This is a genomic window from Variovorax sp. Root473, assembly GCF_001426505.1.
Taxonomy (GTDB): domain Bacteria; phylum Pseudomonadota; class Gammaproteobacteria; order Burkholderiales; family Burkholderiaceae_C; genus Variovorax.
In genome coordinates, this window is the sequence record NZ_LMEV01000020.1 from 359,114 (window position 1) to 377,770 (window position 18,657).

Consider the following 18,657-nt stretch of genomic DNA (forward strand, 5'->3'; position numbering starts at 1 on the left):
GATCGCCCCTGTCCATGAGCCCCACGCCCGCAGCACAGCCTCTGACATCCCGCGCCGCCTGGGTCATGGTCCTGGCGTTGTGTGCGGGTGTCGCGCTGAGCCAGGCGTTCCGCACCGTGGGCGCCATCATGGCCAGTCCGCTGCAGGCGGACTTTCATCTTTCCGCCCAGGCCCTCGGGATCTTCTCGGGGGCTTTTCACTTTGCGTTCGGCGCGATGCAGCTCTTCATGGGCATCGGCATCGACCTGCACGGCGTGCGCCGCACCGTGCTCGTGGCCTTTCCGGTCGCGATCGCGGGCGCGCTGCTGTCGGCCGTGTCGTCGAACTACCTCGTGCTCGTGGCCGGGCAGGCGCTCATCGGCGTCGGCTGCGCGCCGGCCTTCCTGGTGTGCACGGTGTTCATCGCGCGGCACTTTCCGGCGGCGCGTTTTGCGACCGTCTCGGGCATGGTGCTGGCCATCGGCGGCCTGGGCATGCTGGCCACCGGCACGCCGCTCGCGTGGCTGGTGCAGGCGTACTCGTGGCGCGCAGGCTTCCTGGTGCTCTCGTTGGCATCGGCGCTGGCCTGGCTCGCGATCTGGCGCTGGGTGCACGAGCCCGCGTCGGCCGTGCCGCAGCAGAAAGAGTCGATTCCCGCTGCGGTGCGCCAGTTCGGCGCGCTGTTCGCCATGCCGCACACGCTCGGCATCATGGTGCTGGGCGCGGTGACGTACGCGGCCTTCATCTCGCTGCGCGGGCTGTGGCTCGGTCCGCTGATGATGGAACGCCACGGCTACTCGCTGGTGCAGAGCGGCAACGTCGCGCTCGTGGTGTCGGTGATCTCGCTGTTCGGCGCGCCGCTGTTCGGCCGCCTCGACCGCGACGGTGCCGCGCGCCGCCGCTGGATCGTGGCCTGCGGCCTCGTCTACGCCGGGCTGTTCGCGCTCATCGCCGTGCTGCACTCCGCCTGGCTCGACATCGCGGGCATGGTGCTCATCGGCGTGCTCTCGGGCTTCATCGTCTGGCAGTACGCCGACGTGCGCGTGGCCTACCCGGCCGCGCTCACGGGCCGCGCGATGGCGGTCTTCACCATGGCGATGTTCCTGGGCGTCGCGTTCATGCAGTGGGGCACGGGCGTGGCCGCCTCGGTGGCCGCGGCGCACGGCGGTGATCCGCTGACCGCCGTGCTGGCAGTCATTGCGGTGCTGCTGGTGATCGGCGTCGCCGCCTTCGCTTGGCTGCCCGCGCCGAAGGCGGCTTCCGTCAGATCTTGAAGGCGCGCTGGATGTCCGGCCGGACCAGGTCGGCGTACTCGCGGTGCTTGCGGATGTAGCCCGCGATGAACTGGCACACCGGAATCACATGCCGCCCGGCGGCGCGCGCCTCGTCGAGCACGTGCCTCGCAATGCCCGAACCCACGCCCTTGCCCTCATGCTCGGGCAGCACCTCGGTGTGCGTGAACATGATCGCGTCGGTCAGCAGGTTGTACTCGGCATAGGCCGCGAGCTTGCCGTCGAGCGCAGCCTCGTAGCGGTGCTGCGCTTCGTTGTTGGTGAAGGTGAGTGCGATCGAAGGTGTGGTCATGAGGGTTGGCGTGCAAGAAAGTTGGCGAGATTGGCAGCCGCCGTGGCGCGCACCTTGTTGCGCAGCATCGGCGTCCAGCCCAGCAGCAGGCCCGGCGTGCCCAGCGCCTGCCGCGACCAGGTCCAGAACGGGAAGCTGTCGCGGTGCGTGGCGATGAGGCCGTCGGGCGTGAAGGTGAAGCGCGCGTCGATGCTGTTGTCGACCAGGCGGCCGGTGGCGCTGAAGCGGTAATGGGCGTCCCAGTGGGCGCTGCCGGTGGTGGCGTCGGCCTGCACGTCGCGCCAGTTCAGGCGCCACACATCGGCGCCCTTGGCCTTCGTGGCGTCGCACAGCATGCGCCACATGCCACCGATCTCGCGCCGGCCGCGCAGCGAAAAAGCCTCGTCGTCGAACACCGCGTCGGGCGCGTAGCAGGTGGCCATGGTGGCGGCGTCGAGTTGCGAGAACGCGCTGTAGAAGCGCTCGATGGTCTCGGCGTGGATGGCTGCTGTGGTCATGAAACCTCGCGGTGGTGATGTCGGATCATCGTCGGATGCGGCGCGATCAGCGTGGCAGGAGTTGGATCAGCGTCTGCAGCGCGTAGTGCACCGTGGCTGCGCGCACGGCGGCGCGGTCGCCGTCGAAGCGGCGGCGCTCGGTGCGCACCTGCCCGTCGACCGACCAGCCGAACCACACCGTGCCCACGGGCTTGTCGGGCGAGCCGCCTGTGGGGCCGGCCACACCTGTCACGGCCACGGACGCACGCGCCGGGGCGCCGCGGGCAATGGCGCCTTCGGCCATCGCGCGCGCCACGGGCTCGCTGACCGCGCCGTGGGCGTCGATCAGCGCGGCGTCCACGCCCAGCATCTCGGTCTTCGCGGCGTTCGAGTAGGTGACAAAGCCGCGCTCGAACCACGCGCTGGAGCCCGCGAGGTCGGTGCAGGCGCCGGCGATCAGGCCGCCGGTGCAGCTTTCGGCGGTGGCCATCATCCAGCCCCGGGCCTGCAGCCGCTCGGCCAGCGTGGCGACGAGCGCGGGTGTGTCGTGTTCGGCCAGCGCGGAGGCGTTGGAAGGAGTGAAGGATTCCATCGGGTTCACCATGCGCGCCACAGCGCAATGACCAGCAGCGTGCAGAAGGCCGCCACGAGGTCGTCCAGAAGAATGCCGAAGCCGGCGCGCCACCACTGCACGCGCGCGGGGTCGCGGGGCTTGAAGGCGGCGTCGGCCCAACCCACGGGGCCGGGCTTGGCGGCATCGAAATAACGGAACAGCGCAAAGGCCGCGACCTGCGCCCACAGGCCGGCCGGCGTCACCAGCCAGAGCACGAGCCAGAAGGCGACGATTTCGTCCCACACGATGGCGCCGGGGTCGGCCACGTTCATGTTGCGCGCAGCGACCGTGCAGGCCCACCAGCCGATCGGCAGGCCGGCGAGGATGATCCAGCCGATGGTCGCGGGCGTGAACCACAGCTGCATCACCACGAAGGCGGCCCAGGCCCACAGCGTGCCGACGGTGCCGGGGGCGAAGCGCGACAGCCCCGAGCCGAAGCCCAGCGCAATGAAATGCGCGGGGTGCGAGAGCAGGAAGTGCAGGGTGGGACGGCGCATCGGGGAACGGGGCAGTGCGCCGGTGGCGGGAGAAGAATCCATCGAAGAAGAGGAGGAAGAAGCGGCGTGCATCGGTTTCGAAGTGTCGCGCATCCCGTTCGGCGGCTGCGCACTGAAGTTTTTATTTATCAAAGCAATAACTTGTTTAATTGAAGACCGCCGCCTAGTATCCAGGCTCCTTTTGCGTTCTCCTTCGTTCCCATGTCGTCTTCCTCCTCTTCCCTCGAAGCTGCCGCCGTTGGCGCGTCGTCGCCCACTGCCGCGTGGCGCGACCTGTTCAGCGGGCGCAACGGCTGGCGCGCGCTGGCGCTGACCGGCGGCGTCGCCTTGCACGCGGTCAACGTCCACATCGTGACGACCGTGCTGCCCTCGGTGGTGCGCGAGATCGGCGGGCTCGACTGGTACGCCTGGAGCACGACCTTGTTCGTGGTCGGCTCGATCCTCGGGGCTACGCTCTCGGTGCGGCTGTTGGCCGCGCGCGGACCGCGCGGCGCTTGCCTCGTGGCGCTGGCCGTGTTCACCGCCGGCTCGGTGGGCTGCGCGCTGGCGCCGGCCATGCCGTGGCTGCTCACGGGGCGCACGGTGCAGGGCCTGGGCGGCGGCCTGCTGGCGGCGCTGAGCTATGGGCTGATCCAGCGTGTGTTCGAGCCTCGGCTGTGGCCGCGCGCGGTGGCGCTCGTATCAGGCATGTGGGGCGTCGCCACGCTGTGCGGACCGGCCGTGGGCGGACTGTTCGCGCAGGCCGGCCATTGGCGCTGGGCCTTCTGGGCGCTGCTGCCGGTGGCGGCGGCGCAGGCCCTGCTGGTGGCGGTGCAGTTGCGGCCCGCGGCGGGCATCCGGCATGACCGGCCGGCGCAGATGCCGCGCGTGCCGGCGCCGCAGATCGCGCTGCTGGCGCTGTCGGTGCTGGTGATCGCGGCCAGCGGCTTCTGGCCCGGCCTCGCGGGACAGGCGGTGGGTGTGATGCTCGGCCTGGCCATCGGTTTTGCCGCCACCCGCATCGACCGCCATGCCCAGGGCGTGGGCGCCGTGCGCCTGCTGCCGACCGGCGCCTATGCACTCGGCACGCCGTTGGGCGCCATCTACGCGAGCGTGGCGCTGCTGCTGATCGGCACCACCACCGAGATCTTCGTGCCCTACTTCCTGCAACTGCTGCATGGCCACACGCCGCTCGCGGCGGGCTACCTCACGGCGGCGATGGCGGGCGGCTGGAGCATCGGCTCGCTGCTCTCGTCGGGCCGCCATGGCACGAGCGCCGATCGCATGCTGCGCGCCGGACCGGTGGTCTGCACGGCCGGCCTGCTGGCGCTCGCGTGGCTGTTGCCGACGCCCGGTGCGCTCGAGGCTCACGTCGAGACCGCGCTCGTGGCCGTGGCGCTGGCCGCCGTCGGCTTCGGCGTGGGCATCGGGTGGCCGCACCTGCTGACGCGCGTGATGGCGCTCGCGCCGCGCGGCGAAGAGGGGCTGGCCTCCGCCTCGATCACCACCGTGCAGCTGTACGGCATGGCCGTCGGCGCGGCCGTGGCCGGGCTGGTGGCGAATGCGGCGGGGCTCACGGTGCCCGGTGGCATAGCCGGTGCGCGCAGCGCAGCGATCTGGTTGTTCGCCGCCTTCGCGCTGGCGCCTGCCATCGCCGCCTGGCTGGCATCGCGCGCGGCGGCGCGGCGCCCCCGTTAGGCGAGCACGCCTTCCCAGGCCAAGGCCCGGCGGCGTCCACGCTCGCGCCGCGATTCGCCGCGCAAGGTGGCGACGAGGTCGTACACGTCGGCCGGCAGGTGCGCGCCGCGCCACGCAATGTGCTGGTCGGCGCGGCACATCACGAGCCGGTGCGCATAGGCCTTGGGCAGGCTTGCGGTCTCGATGTCGAGCACCGTGAGCGGCATGCGGTACGTGGCGGCGGCGCGCTCCAGCGGGCGCACGTCCACGCTGCGGTCGAAGCGCAGCAGCGTGTAGCCCGGACCGAAGGCGTCGTACAGCGAGCGCCCGTCGGCCAGCCAGAAATGAGGCGCGCGGCAGCCGGGCACGGTAGAGGGCGTGAACTCGCCCATCGAGTACGGCGGCGCGCGGTGCTCGCCGTCGGGCACGATGATCGGCGAGCCGGTGTAGAAGTAGCCGAAGTTCAGGCCCCCGCAGCAGAACTGCTGCACGTTGAGCGCATACGCCTCGCGGCCGATCTCGGCGCGCAGCGCGTCGCCCGCGGGGCCGGGCGCCTCGATGTCGGGCGGCACGGCGCGGCGCGCGCGGATCATCTTCTGCGCATGGTCCATCGCGAACTGCGACACCTGCTCGGTGATCGGCAACCGCTCGGCCTCGTAGGCGTCGAGGATGGCCTCGTCGGCCCAGCCCTGCACGCAGGCGCCCAGCAGCCATGAGAGGTTGAGCGCGTCGGCGATGCCGGCATTCATGCCGTAGCCCGCGTAGGGCACCCACAGGTGCGCGGCGTCGCCCGCGAGGAACACGCGGCCTTCACGGAAGCGCGTGGCCACGAGGCGCCGGCCGATCCAGTCTTCCTTGCTGATGATGTCGTAGTGAAAGTCGGGCCCCACGCCCAGGATCTCGCGGATCGAGGTGTCGCGATCGACCGAATCGAACTCGGGCTCTTCGGCGTTCAGGTGGTTGTGCACCAGCCAGGTCTCGTGGCCGTCGATGGCGAACATCGTGCCGCAGCGGCGCGGGTTCATGGCGTAGTACGACCACGCTGGTTTGCCCGGAATCAGCGCGCGCAGTTGCGGCGCGCGAATGAAGGTCGACTGCACGCGCTGGATCACGGCCGTGCCTTCGAGCTTCGCGCCGATCTGCTTGCGCACCGGTGAGCTGCCGCCGTCGCAGCCGACCATGTAGCGGCAGCGGATGCTGCGCGTGGCGCCGCTGTCCATGTCGGTGGCGATGGCGCTCACGCCGTCGGCGTCCTGTGTGAAGCGCTCGAACTGCGTACGGTTGCACAGCGTCACGCCCGGCAGCGCGGCCGTGTGCTTCAGCAGGATCGGCTCGAGGTAGATCTGGTTGATTCGGTGCGGCGGCTCCGGCGTGGGCCACCACGCATCGGGGCCCTCGGTTTCGGTGTAGCGGTCGCGCCGGCACGGGATCGGAATGCGCGTGAGCTCAGTGCCCGTCACCGAGGTGCGGAACACCACATCGTTCGGATGGTCGGCCGGCAGCCCCGCATCGCGCAGCTGCTGCGCCACGCCCAGGCGGCGGAACTGCTCCATGGTGCGCGAGGCGACATGGTTGCACTTCACGTTCGGCGGTTCGGCAAAGCGGCGCGTTTCGCACAGGATCACGGTCACGCCGCGCGAGGCCAGGTCCATCGCCAGCGTGAGGCCCACGGGGCCGGCGCCGACGATCAGCACGTCGGCTTGCATCGGGGTGTCGGCGGTCGTCGTCATGTCTCTATCGTCTTGTCGTTCAATCGAGCTTGATGTGGGCGTCCTGGATCACCTGGGCCCACTTCTTCGTCTCGGCGCGGATGTAGTTGTCGAAGGATTCGACCGTGCCCGGCGCGGGTTCCACGCCGAGCGCGCGCATCGCGGTCTTTGTCTGTTCGTCGCCGAGCGCGGCATTCAGTTCGGCATTGAGCCGCGCCACCACCGGCGCCGGCGTGCCGGCCGGCGCGACCACGCCGAACCAGCCGGTCGAGTCGTAGCCCGGCAGGCCGGCCTCGGCCACCGTCGGCACCTCGGGCAGCATCGGCAGGCGCTGCGGGCTGGTCACGGCGAAGGCCACGAGCTTGCCGGCGCGGATCTGCTGCAGCGACGAGGGCAGGTCGACCACCGCGAGCGGAATCTGCCCGCCGAGCACGTCGAGCGCGGCCGGGCCCGAGCCGCGGTAGGGCACCTCGACCAGCCGCGTGCCCGCCATCTGGTTGAACAGCGCCGCCGACAGGTGCATGGCCGTGCCGTTGCCGCCATGGCCGATCGACAGCGTGCCCGGCTTCGCCTTCGCCAGCGCGATGAGTTCGCGCTGCGTCTTCGCCGCCACCGAGGGGTGGCCGACCAGCACGAACGGAATGGCCGCCAGCATGCCCACCGGCTTCAGGTCTTTCTGCGGATCGAAAGGCATCTGCGTGTACAGGCTCACGTTGGCCGCCAGCGCGCCTGCCGCGCCCACGCCCAGCGTGTAGCCATCGCCCGGTGCCTTGGCGACCAGCGTGAGCCCGACGTTGCCGCCCGCGCCGGGGCGGTTGTCGACCACCACCTGCTGGCCCAGCTTCTCGTTCAGGCGCGGCACCAGCATGCGCACCACGCCGTCGGCGCTGCCGCCGGGCGGGAATGTCACGACCATGCGGATCGGCTTGGCGGGGAAGGCATCGCCGGCGGGAACTTGCGCGAGGGCGGTGCTGGCCAGCAGCGCACCGGCCGCAGCCCACAGCCATCGCTTCTGAAATGCGCGCATGTCGCGGGCGATGGGTGCTGTCATTCGTGCCTCTCCTTGAATCCGGTGCTTTGATGGGAGATTGAACGATGGCAGGATTCATTCGTAAATCAAGAAATTCCGAATGATTTTTCAAATTTTCTGATGAATACGAACTTCAGTCCTACGATCCGCCAGCTGCGTGCGTTCCTCGCGGTCTACCAGCTGCGCAAGCTCGGCGCCGCGGCCACGCGGCTGTTCGTCACGCAGTCGGCCGTGAGCATGCTGATCCGCCAGCTCGAAGAAGGCCTGGGCACGCGCCTGTTCGATCGCACCACGCGTGCGCTCAAGCCCACGGCCGCAGCCGAACAGATGATTTCCACCGTCGAGCGCGTGCTGCGCGACGTCGATTCGCTCTCGGCCGATTTCCGCGAACTCGCCACGCTGGAGCGCGGCCGCGTGACGTTGGCCATCACGCCCACGCTGGCCGGGTTTTTATTGCCCGATGCGCTGCGCGCCTTCGGCGAACAGCACCCGAAAGTTCGCGTGCTGGTGAACGACTGCGCGCCCGACCAGTTCATCTCGCGCATCCTCGGCGAGCACGTCGACTTCGGCATCGGCACGCCCGAGCGGCCCGGCCCCGAGGTCGAGGTGCAGCGCCTCATGCGCGACCACCTCGCCGTGGTGTGCCGCATCGACCATCCACTGGCCAAGGCACGCGTGGTGCGCTGGTCCGACCTGGGGCGCCACCCCGTCATCACCGTGCGCCCCGGCTACGGTGTGCGCCCGCTGATCGACGGCACGGCGGCAGACGCCGGCGTGACGCTCGACGTGGTGAACGAGGTGTCGTTCCTGTCCACCGCGCTGTGGATGACGGCGGCCGGCATGGGCGCATCGATCATGCCCTCGGCCTTCGCGCGCGCCGAGAAGAACCCGATGCTCGTGGTGAAGGTGCTCAGCGCGCCACGCGTGGCGCGCGACATCTGCATCGTCACCAAGCGCGGCCATTCGCTGTCGGCGGCGGCGCGCGCGTTCATCGAGGCGCTGAAGCAGAGCCTCTAGAGAATCCTGGGGGTGCTCAGACGAAGTGGTCGAACGAGCCGAAGCGCTGTGACACCGGCGCGCCGCCCGCATCGACGATGCGCAAACCCGCGTCGGCCTCGATGCGGCCGATGCGCGTGACGCGCGTGGCGCTCGCCTGCCCGGCCTGCTCCACCGCATCGCGGGCCGAGGCCGGCGCGGTGAACACCAGCTCGTAGTCGTCGCCGCCCGAGAGCGCGCAGGTGCGCAGCGCCTCGGTGCGCAGGCCCGCGGTGTCGACGGCGATCAGCGCGGTGGCCGCGTCGGCGTCGAGCGTGGCGCCCACGCGGCTCGACGCGAGGATGTGGCCCAGGTCGCCGATGAGGCCGTCGCTCACGTCCACCGCCGATGTGGCGATGCCTCGCAGCGCCTGCCCCAGCGCCACGCGCGGCGTGGGTTGCTCCATGCGGGTGCGGGCCGCGTCGAAGGCCGTGGCCGACAGCGCGAGCGTGCCGCGGAACACCTCGAGCGCCAGCCGCGCGTCGCCGAGCGAGCCGCTCACCCACAGGTCGTCGCCCGCGCGCGCGCCCGAGCGCAGCAGCGCGGCGCCGGCCGGCACCTCGCCGAACACGGTGATGCAGATGTTGAGCGGGCCGCGCGTGGTGTCGCCACCCACCAGTTCGCAGCCGTGCGCGTCGGCCAGGGCGAACAGGCCGCGCGAAAAGCCTTCGAGCCAGGGCTCGTCCACGCCGGGCAATGCCAGCGCCAGCGTGAAGGCCAGCGGCTTCGCACCGCAGGCGGCCAGGTCGCTGAGGTTCACGGCCAGCGCCTTGTGGCCGAGCCGGGCCGGCGCCACGGTCGACAGAAAGTGCCGCCCCTCCACCAGCATGTCGGAAGACACGGCGAGCTGCATGCCCGCGGCCGGCGCGAGCAAGGCGCAGTCGTCGCCCACGCCCAGCGGCGAGCGCGTGGCGGGACGTTTGAAATAGCGTGTGATCAGGTCGAATTCACCCATGGGGGGAAGAGCATAACGACCTGGCGCCCCGTCGGCCGTTCGCCCACGTGCTACCGCGAACGGCGGATGGCGCCTTTTGATCCAACGGCCGTGGCTTCAGGAAGAGCGCGGTGAAGCACGGGAAGCCGACGCCGCAGCCGCTGGATCTGGCCTGACTTCCCGTGCGGGTCAGACGCCGCGCGCGCGGCGGTTGGACATGACCACGTTGTCCTTCTCGATCGCCGTGCCGCTCTTCAGCGCAGCAATCCACACGTCGGTCGTCGCCACGGCGGCGAAGTTGCTGTGGAACACGACGCTGAACACGCGGTGGATTTCCTCGGCGCTCACGCGGCCCGCCGCATTCTCGTAAGGCAGTGCGCCGGTGGCGTCCGAAAGGAACTCCACGTTCAGCCCGCGGTGCATGGCTTCGAACACGGTGGACGCGTCGCAGTTCTGCGTCATGTAGCCGGTGACGCTCAGCGTGTCGATCTCGTGGCGCGCAAGCCAGTCGGCGAAGTCGGTGCCGGTGAAGACGCTCGGGAAGGCCTTGGTGATGAAGTGGTCGCGCGGGCGCTTCGCAATCTCGGGGTGCAGCTGGCCATGGAAGTTGTCGGCCTGGAACACCGGCGCGCCTTTCGGTGCGTGGTGCTGCACCACCACCACCGGCACACCGGCCGCACGCGCGGCATCCATGGCCTGCGCGATCTTCGGCAGCGAGCTCTCGACCGGCGGGTATTCGATCGGCAGGCCGCCGCCTTCGAAGTATTCGTTCTGCACGTCGATGACGACGAGGGCGCGGCGCGGTGCGGACTGGCTCATGGGGTATCTCCTTCGGTGGTTGTGTCTGGAATGGCTCGATTCTTCGCGCACCACGGGTTTGGCGACAGTGGCCCGAAAGCCATTCATCGATAAGATCGGGCCATGCGCTCCACCGCTGCCAGAACCGCCGTTGAAACCATCGCCGTCGTGGCCTTCGACGGCATCAGCCCCTTCCACCTCTCCGTGCCCTGCATGGTGTTCGGCGAAGACCGCACCGACACCGGCGCGCCGAGGTTTCGCGTGCAGGTTTGCGCGCCCGAGCCCGGGCCGCTGGCCACCAACGCGGGCTTCACGCTCGGGGTGCCGCACGGCCTGGAGGCGATTCGCCGTGCGCAGATCGTGGTGGTGCCGTCCTGGCGCGACGACGGCCGGCCCGCGCCGCCCGCGCTCATCCGTGCGCTGCAGGCGGCGCATCGCCGCGGCGCCACCGTGGTCGGCCTGTGCCTGGGCGCCTTCGTGCTGGCCGAGGCCGGCCTGCTCGACGGACGGCCCGCCACCACGCACTGGAACCTGGCCGCCGCCTTCGCCAGGCAGTACCCGCAGGTCGTGCTGCAGCCCGAGGTGCTGTACGTGGACGACGGCGATGTGCTCACCTCGGCGGGCACGGCCGCGGGTATCGACTGCTGCCTGCATCTGCTGCGCGTGCGCTACGGCGCCGACACCGCCAACCGCGCAGCGCGGCGCATGGTCGTCGCGCCGCACCGGCAGGGCGGTCAGGCGCAGTACATCCAGCAGCCCATGCCGGCGGCGGCCGAACGCGACCGGCTCACGCCCTTGCTCGAATGGCTGGGACGGCATCTGCAGACGCCGCACGAACTCGACGACCTCGCCCGGCGCGCGCTCATGAGCCGGCGCACCTTCACGCGGCGCTTTCGCGAATCGACGGGCACGACGGTCGGCCAGTGGCTGCAGAACCAGCGGCTGGCGCTGGCGCAGCGGTTGCTCGAAACGACCGACCGCTCGGTGGAGCGCGTGGCGGCCGACGCGGGCTTCGGCTCGGCGGTGCTGCTGCGCAAGCACTTCGCCACGGCGTTCAAGGTCTCACCGACGGTGTACCGCCGGCAGTTCTCGCAGGAGGCCGTGACGGCCTGACCGGCGAGGCTCAGGCCGCGCCGCGAAAGCGCAGCGAGGCCTGCCGCACCACTTCCGCCAGCAGCCGTTCCTTGCCCTGCTTCTCGCGCAGCCAGCGCGCGTCGTTGCGGTTGGCCTCGACGCTGGTGCGCAGTTCGCCCAGCGCCTGCGTGGCGTTGAGCGCCTCGCTGTGCCACTCGAGCTGGGTCATGGTCATCAGGATGTGATCGCGCAGCGGCATGTGCTGGCCGCTGGCGGGGTCGACGTACACCGCGTCCAGGCCGAAGCGGCAGGCCTGGAAACGGTTGTAGGTATAGACGAGGTAGTCGTCCTCGCTCGGCTCGAACGGCTGCTCCTGCAGGAACCACGCGCCCAGCGATTGCACGTAGCCCGCGAGCGCGGCGGCGCGCTCGATGGTGAGCGGCGTGTCGAACACGCGGATCTCGATGGTGCCGAACTCCGGCTTGGGACGGATGTCCCAGTAGAAGTCCTTCATGCTGCGCACGACGCCGGTGCGGGTCATGCGCTCGAAGTAGGCCTCGAACTCCTTCCAGCTCGTGGTGAAGGGCGCGCGGCCCGACAGCGGAAAGGCGAACACCGAATTCAGGCGTGCCGAGTCGAACTGCGTGTCCTGCCCCTGCACGAACGGCGACGAGGCCGACAGCGCAATGAAGTGCGGGATGTAGCGCGACATGCGGTGCAGCATGAGCAGCGCCGAATCGGCGTCGGGGCAGCCGATGTGCACGTGCTGGCCGAAGATGGTGAACTGCTTGCTCAGGTAGCCGTACAGCTCCGACAGCTCGCGAAAGCGCGGCTTGTCGTAGATGCGCCGTTCGTGCCACTGCTGGAACGCGTGCGTGCCACCGCCGACCACCGCGATGTTGAGCTTGTCGGCGTTCTTGATGAGCGCCTCGCGGATCGGCGACAGCTGCGTGATCACGTCCTGCGCCGAATGGCAGATGTCGGTCGAGATCTCGATCATGCTCGACGTCATCTCGGGCACCACGCTGCCGGGCAGCGGCGTCTGCGCCATCAGGCGCAGCATGTCCTCGGCGTACGGCGCGAGATCGTAGTCGTGCGTGTTGACCAGTTGCAGCTCGAGCTCCACGCCGAGCGACAGCGCTTCCGACTTGTTGAAGGGCTCGAGCTTGACGGCGCGGCTCGCCGGATCGGCGGGCAGCGGCGCGGAGCGCACATCGTCGCTGTCCGGATCGATCGGGAGGATGGAGGTGGGGTTGCTGTGGCTGCTCATCGCTGCGTGTCTTCCGTGGTGCTGAAGGCCTGCGGCGCCCAGGGGACCGAACTCTCGCCCACGGCGTGGATCGCCACGGTGGCCAGCACGGCGCCCATCACTTCCATCAGCAGGATCGAGGGCAGGGCGACCTGCGTGATCATGGTGCCCAGGAGCGGCGAGGCCGATGCGAAATTGGAGGCGATCAGCAGGGCGATCGACGACAGCGGCGTCATCGCGCAGCCGACCCAGAAGGCCTGCTTCCAGCTGGCGCCGCTGCCCGGGTTGGCAATGGCCACGCCCGAGATCTTGGTGACCAGGCGCACGCCGATCACGGCCAGCACGACGCTGGCGACGGGCAGGGTCCAGTCGGCCTGCGCCGCCACCATCGACACCAGCACGAACATCAGCATGGTCAGCAGCGACGACGCGGTGCCGAGCTGGCGTTGCCAGGCCCAGGGCTTGGGGTTGAGCGTCTTGAGCAGCACGCCGCCGATGAGCGCCGCCAGCGGCGCCGAGCCGCCGATGTGGGCCGTGAGCGCCGCGCCCGCCGCGATGATCGCCAGCAGCAGGATCGACGTGTTTTCGCTGCTCGGGCTCATCACGCGCAGCGCCGAGCGCAGCGCCAGTGCCATGATCGCGCCGACCACGAACGACAGGCCGAGCACCACCGCCACCGGGTAGAGCTTCTGCATCAGCGACTGCGGCGCGCGCTCGATCAGGCCGGCCTGCGCATAGCCCAGCGCGAGCGCGTAGAAGGTGTTGAGCGTGGCCAGTGTCATGGCGCGCTCGGTCACCGGGCCGGCGGCGCGGGTGTCCATGATCACGCGGCTGAGCACGGCGGGCGAGGCGACGATCGCCATCAGCGCGATGGGGTTGGCCACCGGGTCGGGCAGGCCCAGGAGCATCAGGATCCAGTACACGCCGAAGTAGGTCAGTGTCGCTTCGAGCAGGCTCTGCACCAGCACCATCGGGTTGTGGCGGAACCAGCGCAGCGGCAGTCGCCCGCCGGCCTCGAACAGCACCACAGCCGCGCCCAGTTCCAGCAGGTACAGGCTGATGCCGCGCAGCGGCCAGATCGCGCCCTCGAAGCCCGCAAAACCCACCACCGCGCCCACCACCGAATAGCCGACGACCTTCGGCATCCCCAGGTAGCGTTGCACCAGGTGGCCGGAAGCGGCAGCGGCGGCCACCAGAAGAGCCCAGAGCACGGTGGGCAGGCCGGCCGAGGGGCGCACCCATTCGGACCAGAAGCCCTGGAGGTCGGTGATGAAGGCAGTCAGGTTCATGTAGGCAGGAAGAAGCTCACCGGCCGGCGGCGCCAGCGGGCCCAGATCGCGCTGCGGATGCGGGCGCGGTCATCGAGGCTCACGCTGTGCGCGCGCAGCGCCAGCCGGAAAGCGAAATAGAAACTCACGCTCACATTGAGCGCGCCGATCACCGGGATTGCCGCAACCGCCCACCACAGGGCCGGCTGGTGCAGCGCCGGCAACCCGATGGATGCCGCCGCGGCCGCGATCTGGCCGGCCGACAGGGTGACATGGCGCACATCCAGCCCGAGCCCGAAGAAGCCCGCGAACGCAGGCAGCAGTCCGAGCATGAGTCCCAGCGAGATGTTGGAGGCGAAGCCTGAGATGTGTGTGCGCATGAAGGCGGCCCAGCGACGGGCCCGTGCGGCACCGAGAAAGGCGCCGATGCGAGGGTTGTAACGCATGGCGGAGTCCAGGCGATGCAGGACAAAGGCGTTTTCTGTCCATCCGGCGATGATGCTGGACGAAAACAGCAGGATGCCGGTGAATGCCGCAAAAAGAACGGTCGGTCCCAGCAGCGACAGCCCGTGCAGCGTGGCCGCGGCATGGGCCGCGTCGAGCAACGGCCGGCCCAGCGCGGCCTGGCAGCCCCACACCAGCAGGCCCACTGCCGGCACCACCAGCAGCACGTTGCCCAGCACGGCCGCCACCTGCGAACGCACGAGGTTGGCCACCTCGTCGACGAACTGGTCCACCGCTCCGTCCGACTTGATGTCGCGCAGCCGCGCCGCCATGGCGGGCGCGGTCATGGCGGGCTGCTTGGTGGCCAGCGTGAGGTGCAGCAGCTGGATCGCGACGAAGCTGGCCGCATACATGAGGCCCGAGGCCAGCCCGCTCCAGAAGGCCGACAGCGCCAGCGCGTAGATGCCGAACTTGGCCAGCACCGTCAGCGCGGTGAAGGCGCCGCCGCCGGCGGCTTTCTTCACCATCTGCAGGTAGCTGCGGCGGTCGCGGGTGATGTAGTGCTCGCCCGTCTCGGCGCTGCGCTCGGTCACCTTGGCCGCGAGCATCGACGAGTTGGAGGCGATCAGCGCGCGGATGCTGTTGCGCTCGCCGCCCGCCAGCACCAGCTTGCCGACCAGCCGCGCCATGCTGGGCCCCGGCACGGGCGAGATCAGGCAGTCGAGCAGTTCGCGGATGCGCAGCACGCGCTCGCGCAACTGGCGCAGCCGGAACACCAGGCCGACCGAAATGCCGTTGTCTTCCAGGTGCGCGTAGACCGACGAGGCGCTGGAGCGACAGGCGTCGAGCCGGTCGCGAAAGGCAACGAAGGCGGCCTGCAGCGCGTCTTCATTGTGCGGCCGGGCGAACATCTGCTCGCGCAGCGCGTCGAGGTCGGACATCAGCGCATGAAAAGGGCGCGCCTCGCCCGCTTCGGGGCTGATGCGCAGCCGCAGCTCGGGCGAGAAACCCGTCGCCACCACCTGGCTGCAGCAGTAGGTGACCGCGTCCATCACCGTGTGGCGCCAGCGCGGCGAACCGTCGTGCGCAGGCGCGGCGTCGGACAGCAGCGCGCCGATGCGCGCGAGCTGGGTGTCGTCGAGCAGCGCGATCCAGCCCGCGTCGAACACGCCGGGCAGCACCAGCCGGAACAGGTCCGAGGCGTCGGTGGTCTCGGGCGTGCCGGGCAGGATCTTGCGGCGCATGCGCTCGCCGAATTCACTCAGGAAAGCGGTGCGCGGCGCAAAGCCGTAGTCGGCCAGCAGCGCCGTGAGGTCGACCGCCTGCGTGAACGCGCGCCACCAGGCGCGCAGCCGTTCGCACAGCTCGGGCCGCGTCTCGACGGCGTCCAGCAGCAGTTGCACCCGGCCGATGGCCGCCTGCGGCGACGCACGGTCGCCGCGCAGCCAGTCGAACAGGTGGATGAGCCAGATGTGGCGCTGCGCCACATCGGCCGTGGGGTCGAGGCCGGCAAGCAGCCCCTGCAAGTCGCGCGATGCGGCAGCCATGAAGAATTCGTAACGGATCCGTGCGGGGAACACCGCGGAACCGGCTCAGCCGGGCCGCTGGTGTTGCCCCCGGCGAGGGGGAAGGAGAAGCGACACGAAGTGCGCGAAGCCTGGGGGAGTGCCTAGTGAAGCACGCGCGAGACGGGCGTGCCGCCGATGTCGGCTTCGAGCACGAACATCGGAACCGGCACGTCGAAGCGCTCGCCTTCCTCGGTCACCACGAAGAAGCTGCCGTGCATCGTGCCGCTGGGCGCCTGCAGGCGGCAGCCGCTCGTGTAGCGGAACGATTCGCCGGGCGCCAGCAGCGGCTGCTGGCCGATCACACCGAGGCCCTTGACCTCCTGCGGGTGGCCCGAAGCGTCGTTGATGAGCCAGTGGCGCGCGATCAATTGCGCGCCCACCGTGCCCACGTTGGTGATGGTGATCGTGTAGGAGAAGGTGTAGACGTTGTCCTTGGGCGAGGACTGGTCGGCCAGGTATCGCGGTTCGACCTGTACGCTGAAGGGACTGTGTGACATGGGGCGCATGGTAACGGAGGCCTTTCCTCGGACTTGCGGCGGCTGCGAGAATCCGGGGTTATGAGCAGCACCCCGTTCCGCATTGCGCCCTCCATTCTTTCCGCCGACTTCGCGCACCTCGGCCAGGAACTGACCGACGTGATCGCGGCCGGCGCCGACTGGATCCACTTCGACGTGATGGACAACCATTACGTGCCGAACCTGACCTTCGGCCCCATGATCTGCCAGGCCCTCAAGCCCTACGCCAAGACTGCCGACGGCACGCCCGTGCCGATCGACGTGCACCTCATGGTCCAGCCCGTCGACGCACTGGCCGCGTCTTTTGCGCAAGCGGGTGCTGACTACATCAGCTTCCACCCCGACGCATCGCCCCACACGCACCGCAGCATCCAGGCCATCCGGGCCGCGGGCTGCAAGCCCGGGCTGGTGTTCAACCCGGGGCTGGGCCTGGAGGCGCTGGACTGGGCCATCGACGACATCGACCTCATCCTCATCATGAGCGTCAACCCCGGCTTCGGCGGCCAGAGCTTCATCGACTCGGCGCTGCGCAAGATCGAGCAGGCCCGCAAGCGCATCACGCAAAGCGGGCGCGACATCCGCCTCGAAGTCGACGGCGGCATCAAGGCCGACAACATCGCGCGCGTGGCCTCGGCCGGCGCCGACACCTTCGTGGCGGGCAGCGCCATCTTCAACGCCAAGGACTACGGCGCGGTGATCGGCGACATGCGCCAGCAGCTGGCCACGGTCAAGGCCTGACCTTGCCGTCGGGCGTGCGCTCGGGCGTCAGCCCGCGGTCGGTGTCGACCACGCCGCGTTCCACGTCCTCGTAGCCACGCCGTCCCTTCTCGGGCGGCTGGCCGTCCCGCATCGCCTGGCTGTCCGACGACTGGTCGCGCTCGTGCGGCAGGCGCGGCGCCGATTCACCGTCCTTTTCGACGCGCGTGTCGCCACCGGCGGTGTCCTTGTCTGCGTCCTTCGTGTCGTTGCGCGGCTGGGCCATCGTCTGCTCCTTCAATGTTCGGGTCTGGCGCCAGCTTGCGCGGTGCCCCGCGAGAGGGCGGTAGGACAGGCGGGGGCGCGGCTGTAGGTTCGCGCTGCGCGCCCGCCGCATCCGGCGCCTTGCCTTTTGCGCGGTCGAAGTCGCCTCCGCATAATCGCCCGATGTCCACCGCCCTTTTCGACGACGCCGCGACCGCCACCGACAGCCTGCGCCTGCACACGTTCGCGTCGCTGAACCCGGGCCCGCGCCTGCTCGTGATCGGTGGCGTTCATGGCGACGAGACCTGCGGCACCGAGGGCATCGCGCGCGTGCTGGCCGAATTCGACAGCGGCGCGCTGCGCCTGCTGCGCGGCGAACTCACGCTCGTGCCCGTGGCCAACCCGCTCGCGCGGCGCCGCCTGCAGCGCGAGGGCCAGCGCAACCTCAACCGCCTGTTCCGTCCGAGCGACCTGCCCGCCGACTACGAAGCCCGCATCACCAACCGGCTGGCGCCCGTGATCGCACGCCACGACGCGCTGCTCGACCTGCATTCCTTCCAGAGCGAGGGCGAGGCCTTCGCCATGATCGGCCCGCGCGACAACAACGGCCCGCTCGAACCCTTTGCGCGCGCGCAGGAAGAAGGCCGGCTCGCGCTGCACATCGGTACGCCCATCGTCGTCGAGGGCTGGCTCGACATCTACGCCGCCGGCCTCGCGCAGCGCGGCGCCACGGTCGACGAGGCCGCCATCGACTTCGGCCGTGGCACCAACGAATACATCCGCAGCTGCGGCGGCTACGGCGTCACGCTCGAATGCGGCCAGCACCAGGATCCGCAGGCGCCCGAGGTGGCGTGGGCCGCCATCCGCCGCACGCTCGCGCTGCTGGGCATGGCGGCGTTGCCGCCGGGCCTGTCGGGCGCGCCTGCGCAACCGCCCCGGTTGCTGCGCCTGGCGAGCGTGACCGACCGCCTGCACGAAGACGACAGCTTCGTGCGCGACTGGGCCACCTTCGACGCCGTGCGGCGCGGCGAGCCCATCGGCATGCGGCACGACGGCACGCGGGTCAGCGCGCCTGACGACGGCTTCATCGTGTTCCCGAATGCCATGGCGCTGCCCGGCGCCGAGTGGTTCTACTTCGCGCGGCCCAGCGACCGCGTGCTCGACCCCGGCCTCTGAAGCCTCGGCGCTGTCGGCGCCCTCCTACCGGGGGCGCCCACCTTCTCCCACAGACGGGGAGGGGCGCCCACTACGGGTGCGCGGCCGCGCCG

The 18,657-nt window shown here is 70.1% G+C and carries 19 protein-coding genes; 6 read left to right on the top strand and 13 right to left on the bottom strand.

Annotated elements, in window-relative coordinates:
* Window positions 1-14: 14 nt before the first annotated feature.
* The gene (locus ASD34_RS26395) at window positions 15-1,253 is read left to right on the top strand and encodes an MFS transporter (RefSeq protein WP_056584442.1); all 1,239 of its coding nucleotides are present in this window, start codon (window positions 15-17) and stop codon (window positions 1,251-1,253) included.
* Here ASD34_RS26395 and ASD34_RS26400 read toward each other — a convergent pair.
* From ASD34_RS26400 to ASD34_RS26415, 4 genes are read right to left on the bottom strand one after another with little or no spacing between them, the layout of a single operon-like run.
* Window positions 1,243-1,563, bottom strand: coding sequence for a GNAT family N-acetyltransferase (locus tag ASD34_RS26400; protein WP_056584445.1), 321 nt, complete (start codon window positions 1,561-1,563; stop codon window positions 1,243-1,245). The genes ASD34_RS26395 and ASD34_RS26400 overlap by 11 nt on opposite strands.
* Window positions 1,560-2,060: a nuclear transport factor 2 family protein gene (locus ASD34_RS26405; RefSeq protein ID WP_056584448.1), complete on the bottom strand. Its 501-nt coding sequence runs from the start codon at window positions 2,058-2,060 to the stop codon at window positions 1,560-1,562. Before ASD34_RS26405 ends, ASD34_RS26400 begins: the two co-directional genes overlap by 4 nt.
* Window positions 2,061-2,106: 46 nt before the next feature.
* Complete coding sequence (locus ASD34_RS26410) at window positions 2,107-2,631, bottom strand: CinA family protein (protein ID WP_235510259.1); 525 nt, start codon at window positions 2,629-2,631, stop codon at window positions 2,107-2,109.
* Between the two features lie 5 nt (window positions 2,632-2,636).
* Entirely contained in the window at window positions 2,637-3,191 is a 555-nt protein-coding gene (locus ASD34_RS26415; RefSeq protein WP_235510261.1) for a phosphatidylglycerophosphatase A, read from the bottom strand.
* A 159-nt stretch (window positions 3,192-3,350) separates the two neighbouring features.
* Here ASD34_RS26415 and ASD34_RS26420 point away from each other — a divergent pair, with 159 nt between their 5' ends.
* The gene (locus ASD34_RS26420; protein ID WP_056584455.1) at window positions 3,351-4,826 is read left to right on the top strand and encodes an MFS transporter; all 1,476 of its coding nucleotides are present in this window, start codon (window positions 3,351-3,353) and stop codon (window positions 4,824-4,826) included.
* Here ASD34_RS26420 and ASD34_RS26425 read toward each other — a convergent pair.
* Together ASD34_RS26425 and ASD34_RS26430 are read right to left on the bottom strand one after the other, a co-directional pair.
* Entirely contained in the window at window positions 4,823-6,535 is a 1,713-nt protein-coding gene (locus tag ASD34_RS26425) for an FAD-dependent oxidoreductase (RefSeq protein WP_056584458.1), read from the bottom strand. The two genes, ASD34_RS26420 and ASD34_RS26425, sit on opposite strands and share 4 nt — an antisense overlap.
* Before the next feature lie 19 nt (window positions 6,536-6,554).
* A complete protein-coding gene (locus ASD34_RS26430; protein ID WP_082549102.1) occupies window positions 6,555-7,565 on the bottom strand; it encodes a tripartite tricarboxylate transporter substrate binding protein in 1,011 nt (336 codons plus the stop codon).
* A 99-nt stretch (window positions 7,566-7,664) separates the two neighbouring features.
* Between ASD34_RS26430 and ASD34_RS26435 the strand changes: the two genes are divergently transcribed.
* Window positions 7,665-8,561, top strand: a complete 897-nt coding sequence (locus ASD34_RS26435) for a LysR family transcriptional regulator (protein WP_056584461.1) — start codon at window positions 7,665-7,667, stop codon at window positions 8,559-8,561.
* Between the two features lie 16 nt (window positions 8,562-8,577).
* Here ASD34_RS26435 and thiL read toward each other — a convergent pair whose 3' ends face one another.
* Both thiL and ASD34_RS26445 read right to left on the bottom strand, forming a co-directional pair.
* Window positions 8,578-9,534, bottom strand: coding sequence for a thiamine-phosphate kinase (gene thiL / locus ASD34_RS26440; protein WP_056584464.1), 957 nt, complete (start codon window positions 9,532-9,534; stop codon window positions 8,578-8,580).
* 168 nt (window positions 9,535-9,702) lie between these two features.
* Window positions 9,703-10,332, bottom strand: coding sequence for an isochorismatase family protein (locus ASD34_RS26445; RefSeq protein ID WP_056584468.1), 630 nt, complete (start codon window positions 10,330-10,332; stop codon window positions 9,703-9,705).
* A 102-nt stretch (window positions 10,333-10,434) separates the two neighbouring features.
* On the opposite strand from ASD34_RS26445, the gene ASD34_RS26450 reads away from it, so the two are divergent.
* On the top strand, window positions 10,435-11,424 hold the full coding sequence (locus ASD34_RS26450; RefSeq protein WP_056584471.1) for a GlxA family transcriptional regulator: 990 nt from the start codon (window positions 10,435-10,437) through the stop codon (window positions 11,422-11,424).
* Between the two features lie 10 nt (window positions 11,425-11,434).
* Here the strand turns inward: ASD34_RS26450 and ASD34_RS26455 are convergent, their stop codons facing one another.
* The 4 genes from ASD34_RS26455 to apaG all read right to left on the bottom strand — a co-directional run bounded on the left by ASD34_RS26455 (window position 11,435) and on the right by apaG (window position 16,411).
* Complete coding sequence (locus ASD34_RS26455) at window positions 11,435-12,655, bottom strand: YbdK family carboxylate-amine ligase (RefSeq protein ID WP_056584474.1); 1,221 nt, start codon at window positions 12,653-12,655, stop codon at window positions 11,435-11,437.
* Complete coding sequence (locus tag ASD34_RS26460) at window positions 12,652-13,923, bottom strand: cation:proton antiporter (RefSeq protein ID WP_056584477.1); 1,272 nt, start codon at window positions 13,921-13,923, stop codon at window positions 12,652-12,654. The genes ASD34_RS26455 and ASD34_RS26460 overlap by 4 nt, the downstream gene beginning before the upstream one ends.
* The gene (locus ASD34_RS26465) at window positions 13,920-15,893 is read right to left on the bottom strand and encodes a site-specific recombinase (protein WP_056584480.1); all 1,974 of its coding nucleotides are present in this window, start codon (window positions 15,891-15,893) and stop codon (window positions 13,920-13,922) included. The genes ASD34_RS26460 and ASD34_RS26465 overlap by 4 nt, the downstream gene beginning before the upstream one ends.
* Before the next feature lie 122 nt (window positions 15,894-16,015).
* A complete protein-coding gene (gene apaG, locus ASD34_RS26470; RefSeq protein WP_056584740.1) occupies window positions 16,016-16,411 on the bottom strand; it encodes a Co2+/Mg2+ efflux protein ApaG in 396 nt (131 codons plus the stop codon).
* 60 nt (window positions 16,412-16,471) lie between these two features.
* Between apaG and rpe the strand changes: the two genes are divergently transcribed.
* Window positions 16,472-17,167: a ribulose-phosphate 3-epimerase gene (rpe, locus tag ASD34_RS26475; RefSeq protein ID WP_056584483.1), complete on the top strand. Its 696-nt coding sequence runs from the start codon at window positions 16,472-16,474 to the stop codon at window positions 17,165-17,167.
* Here the strand turns inward: rpe and ASD34_RS26480 are convergent.
* Entirely contained in the window at window positions 17,157-17,411 is a 255-nt protein-coding gene (locus tag ASD34_RS26480; protein ID WP_056584486.1) for a hypothetical protein, read from the bottom strand. The genes rpe and ASD34_RS26480 overlap by 11 nt on opposite strands.
* A 161-nt stretch (window positions 17,412-17,572) precedes the next feature.
* On the opposite strand from ASD34_RS26480, the gene ASD34_RS26485 reads away from it, so the two are divergent.
* Window positions 17,573-18,565 (top strand): succinylglutamate desuccinylase/aspartoacylase family protein, encoded by a 993-nt coding sequence (locus ASD34_RS26485; protein ID WP_056584487.1) that lies wholly within the window; start codon window positions 17,573-17,575, stop codon window positions 18,563-18,565.
* Window positions 18,566-18,657: the final 92 nt, after the last annotated feature.

What these genes read in the sequence shown, in the direction of transcription:
- apaG (WP_056584740.1), bottom strand. Translation starts at nt 16,411, where the DNA reads ATGTCACACAGTCCCTTCAGCGTACAGGTCGAACCGCGATACCTGGCC.
- ASD34_RS26420 (WP_056584455.1), top strand. Translation starts at nt 3,351, where the DNA reads ATGTCGTCTTCCTCCTCTTCCCTCGAAGCTGCCGCCGTTGGCGCGTCG.
- rpe (WP_056584483.1), top strand. Translation starts at nt 16,472, where the DNA reads ATGAGCAGCACCCCGTTCCGCATTGCGCCCTCCATTCTTTCCGCCGAC.
- ASD34_RS26435 (WP_056584461.1), top strand. Translation starts at nt 7,665, where the DNA reads ATGAATACGAACTTCAGTCCTACGATCCGCCAGCTGCGTGCGTTCCTC.
- ASD34_RS26425 (WP_056584458.1), bottom strand. Translation starts at nt 6,535, where the DNA reads ATGACGACGACCGCCGACACCCCGATGCAAGCCGACGTGCTGATCGTC.
- thiL (WP_056584464.1), bottom strand. Translation starts at nt 9,534, where the DNA reads ATGGGTGAATTCGACCTGATCACACGCTATTTCAAACGTCCCGCCACG.
- ASD34_RS26400 (WP_056584445.1), bottom strand. Translation starts at nt 1,563, where the DNA reads ATGACCACACCTTCGATCGCACTCACCTTCACCAACAACGAAGCGCAG.
- ASD34_RS26430 (WP_082549102.1), bottom strand. Translation starts at nt 7,565, where the DNA reads ATGACAGCACCCATCGCCCGCGACATGCGCGCATTTCAGAAGCGATGG.
- ASD34_RS26405 (WP_056584448.1), bottom strand. Translation starts at nt 2,060, where the DNA reads ATGACCACAGCAGCCATCCACGCCGAGACCATCGAGCGCTTCTACAGC.
- ASD34_RS26480 (WP_056584486.1), bottom strand. Translation starts at nt 17,411, where the DNA reads ATGGCCCAGCCGCGCAACGACACGAAGGACGCAGACAAGGACACCGCC.
- ASD34_RS26460 (WP_056584477.1), bottom strand. Translation starts at nt 13,923, where the DNA reads ATGAACCTGACTGCCTTCATCACCGACCTCCAGGGCTTCTGGTCCGAA.
- ASD34_RS26415 (WP_235510261.1), bottom strand. Translation starts at nt 3,191, where the DNA reads ATGGATTCTTCTCCCGCCACCGGCGCACTGCCCCGTTCCCCGATGCGC.
- ASD34_RS26450 (WP_056584471.1), top strand. Translation starts at nt 10,435, where the DNA reads ATGCGCTCCACCGCTGCCAGAACCGCCGTTGAAACCATCGCCGTCGTG.
- ASD34_RS26485 (WP_056584487.1), top strand. Translation starts at nt 17,573, where the DNA reads ATGTCCACCGCCCTTTTCGACGACGCCGCGACCGCCACCGACAGCCTG.
- ASD34_RS26465 (WP_056584480.1), bottom strand. Translation starts at nt 15,893, where the DNA reads ATGGCTGCCGCATCGCGCGACTTGCAGGGGCTGCTTGCCGGCCTCGAC.
- ASD34_RS26445 (WP_056584468.1), bottom strand. Translation starts at nt 10,332, where the DNA reads ATGAGCCAGTCCGCACCGCGCCGCGCCCTCGTCGTCATCGACGTGCAG.
- ASD34_RS26455 (WP_056584474.1), bottom strand. Translation starts at nt 12,655, where the DNA reads ATGAGCAGCCACAGCAACCCCACCTCCATCCTCCCGATCGATCCGGAC.
- ASD34_RS26395 (WP_056584442.1), top strand. Translation starts at nt 15, where the DNA reads ATGAGCCCCACGCCCGCAGCACAGCCTCTGACATCCCGCGCCGCCTGG.
- ASD34_RS26410 (WP_235510259.1), bottom strand. Translation starts at nt 2,631, where the DNA reads ATGGAATCCTTCACTCCTTCCAACGCCTCCGCGCTGGCCGAACACGAC.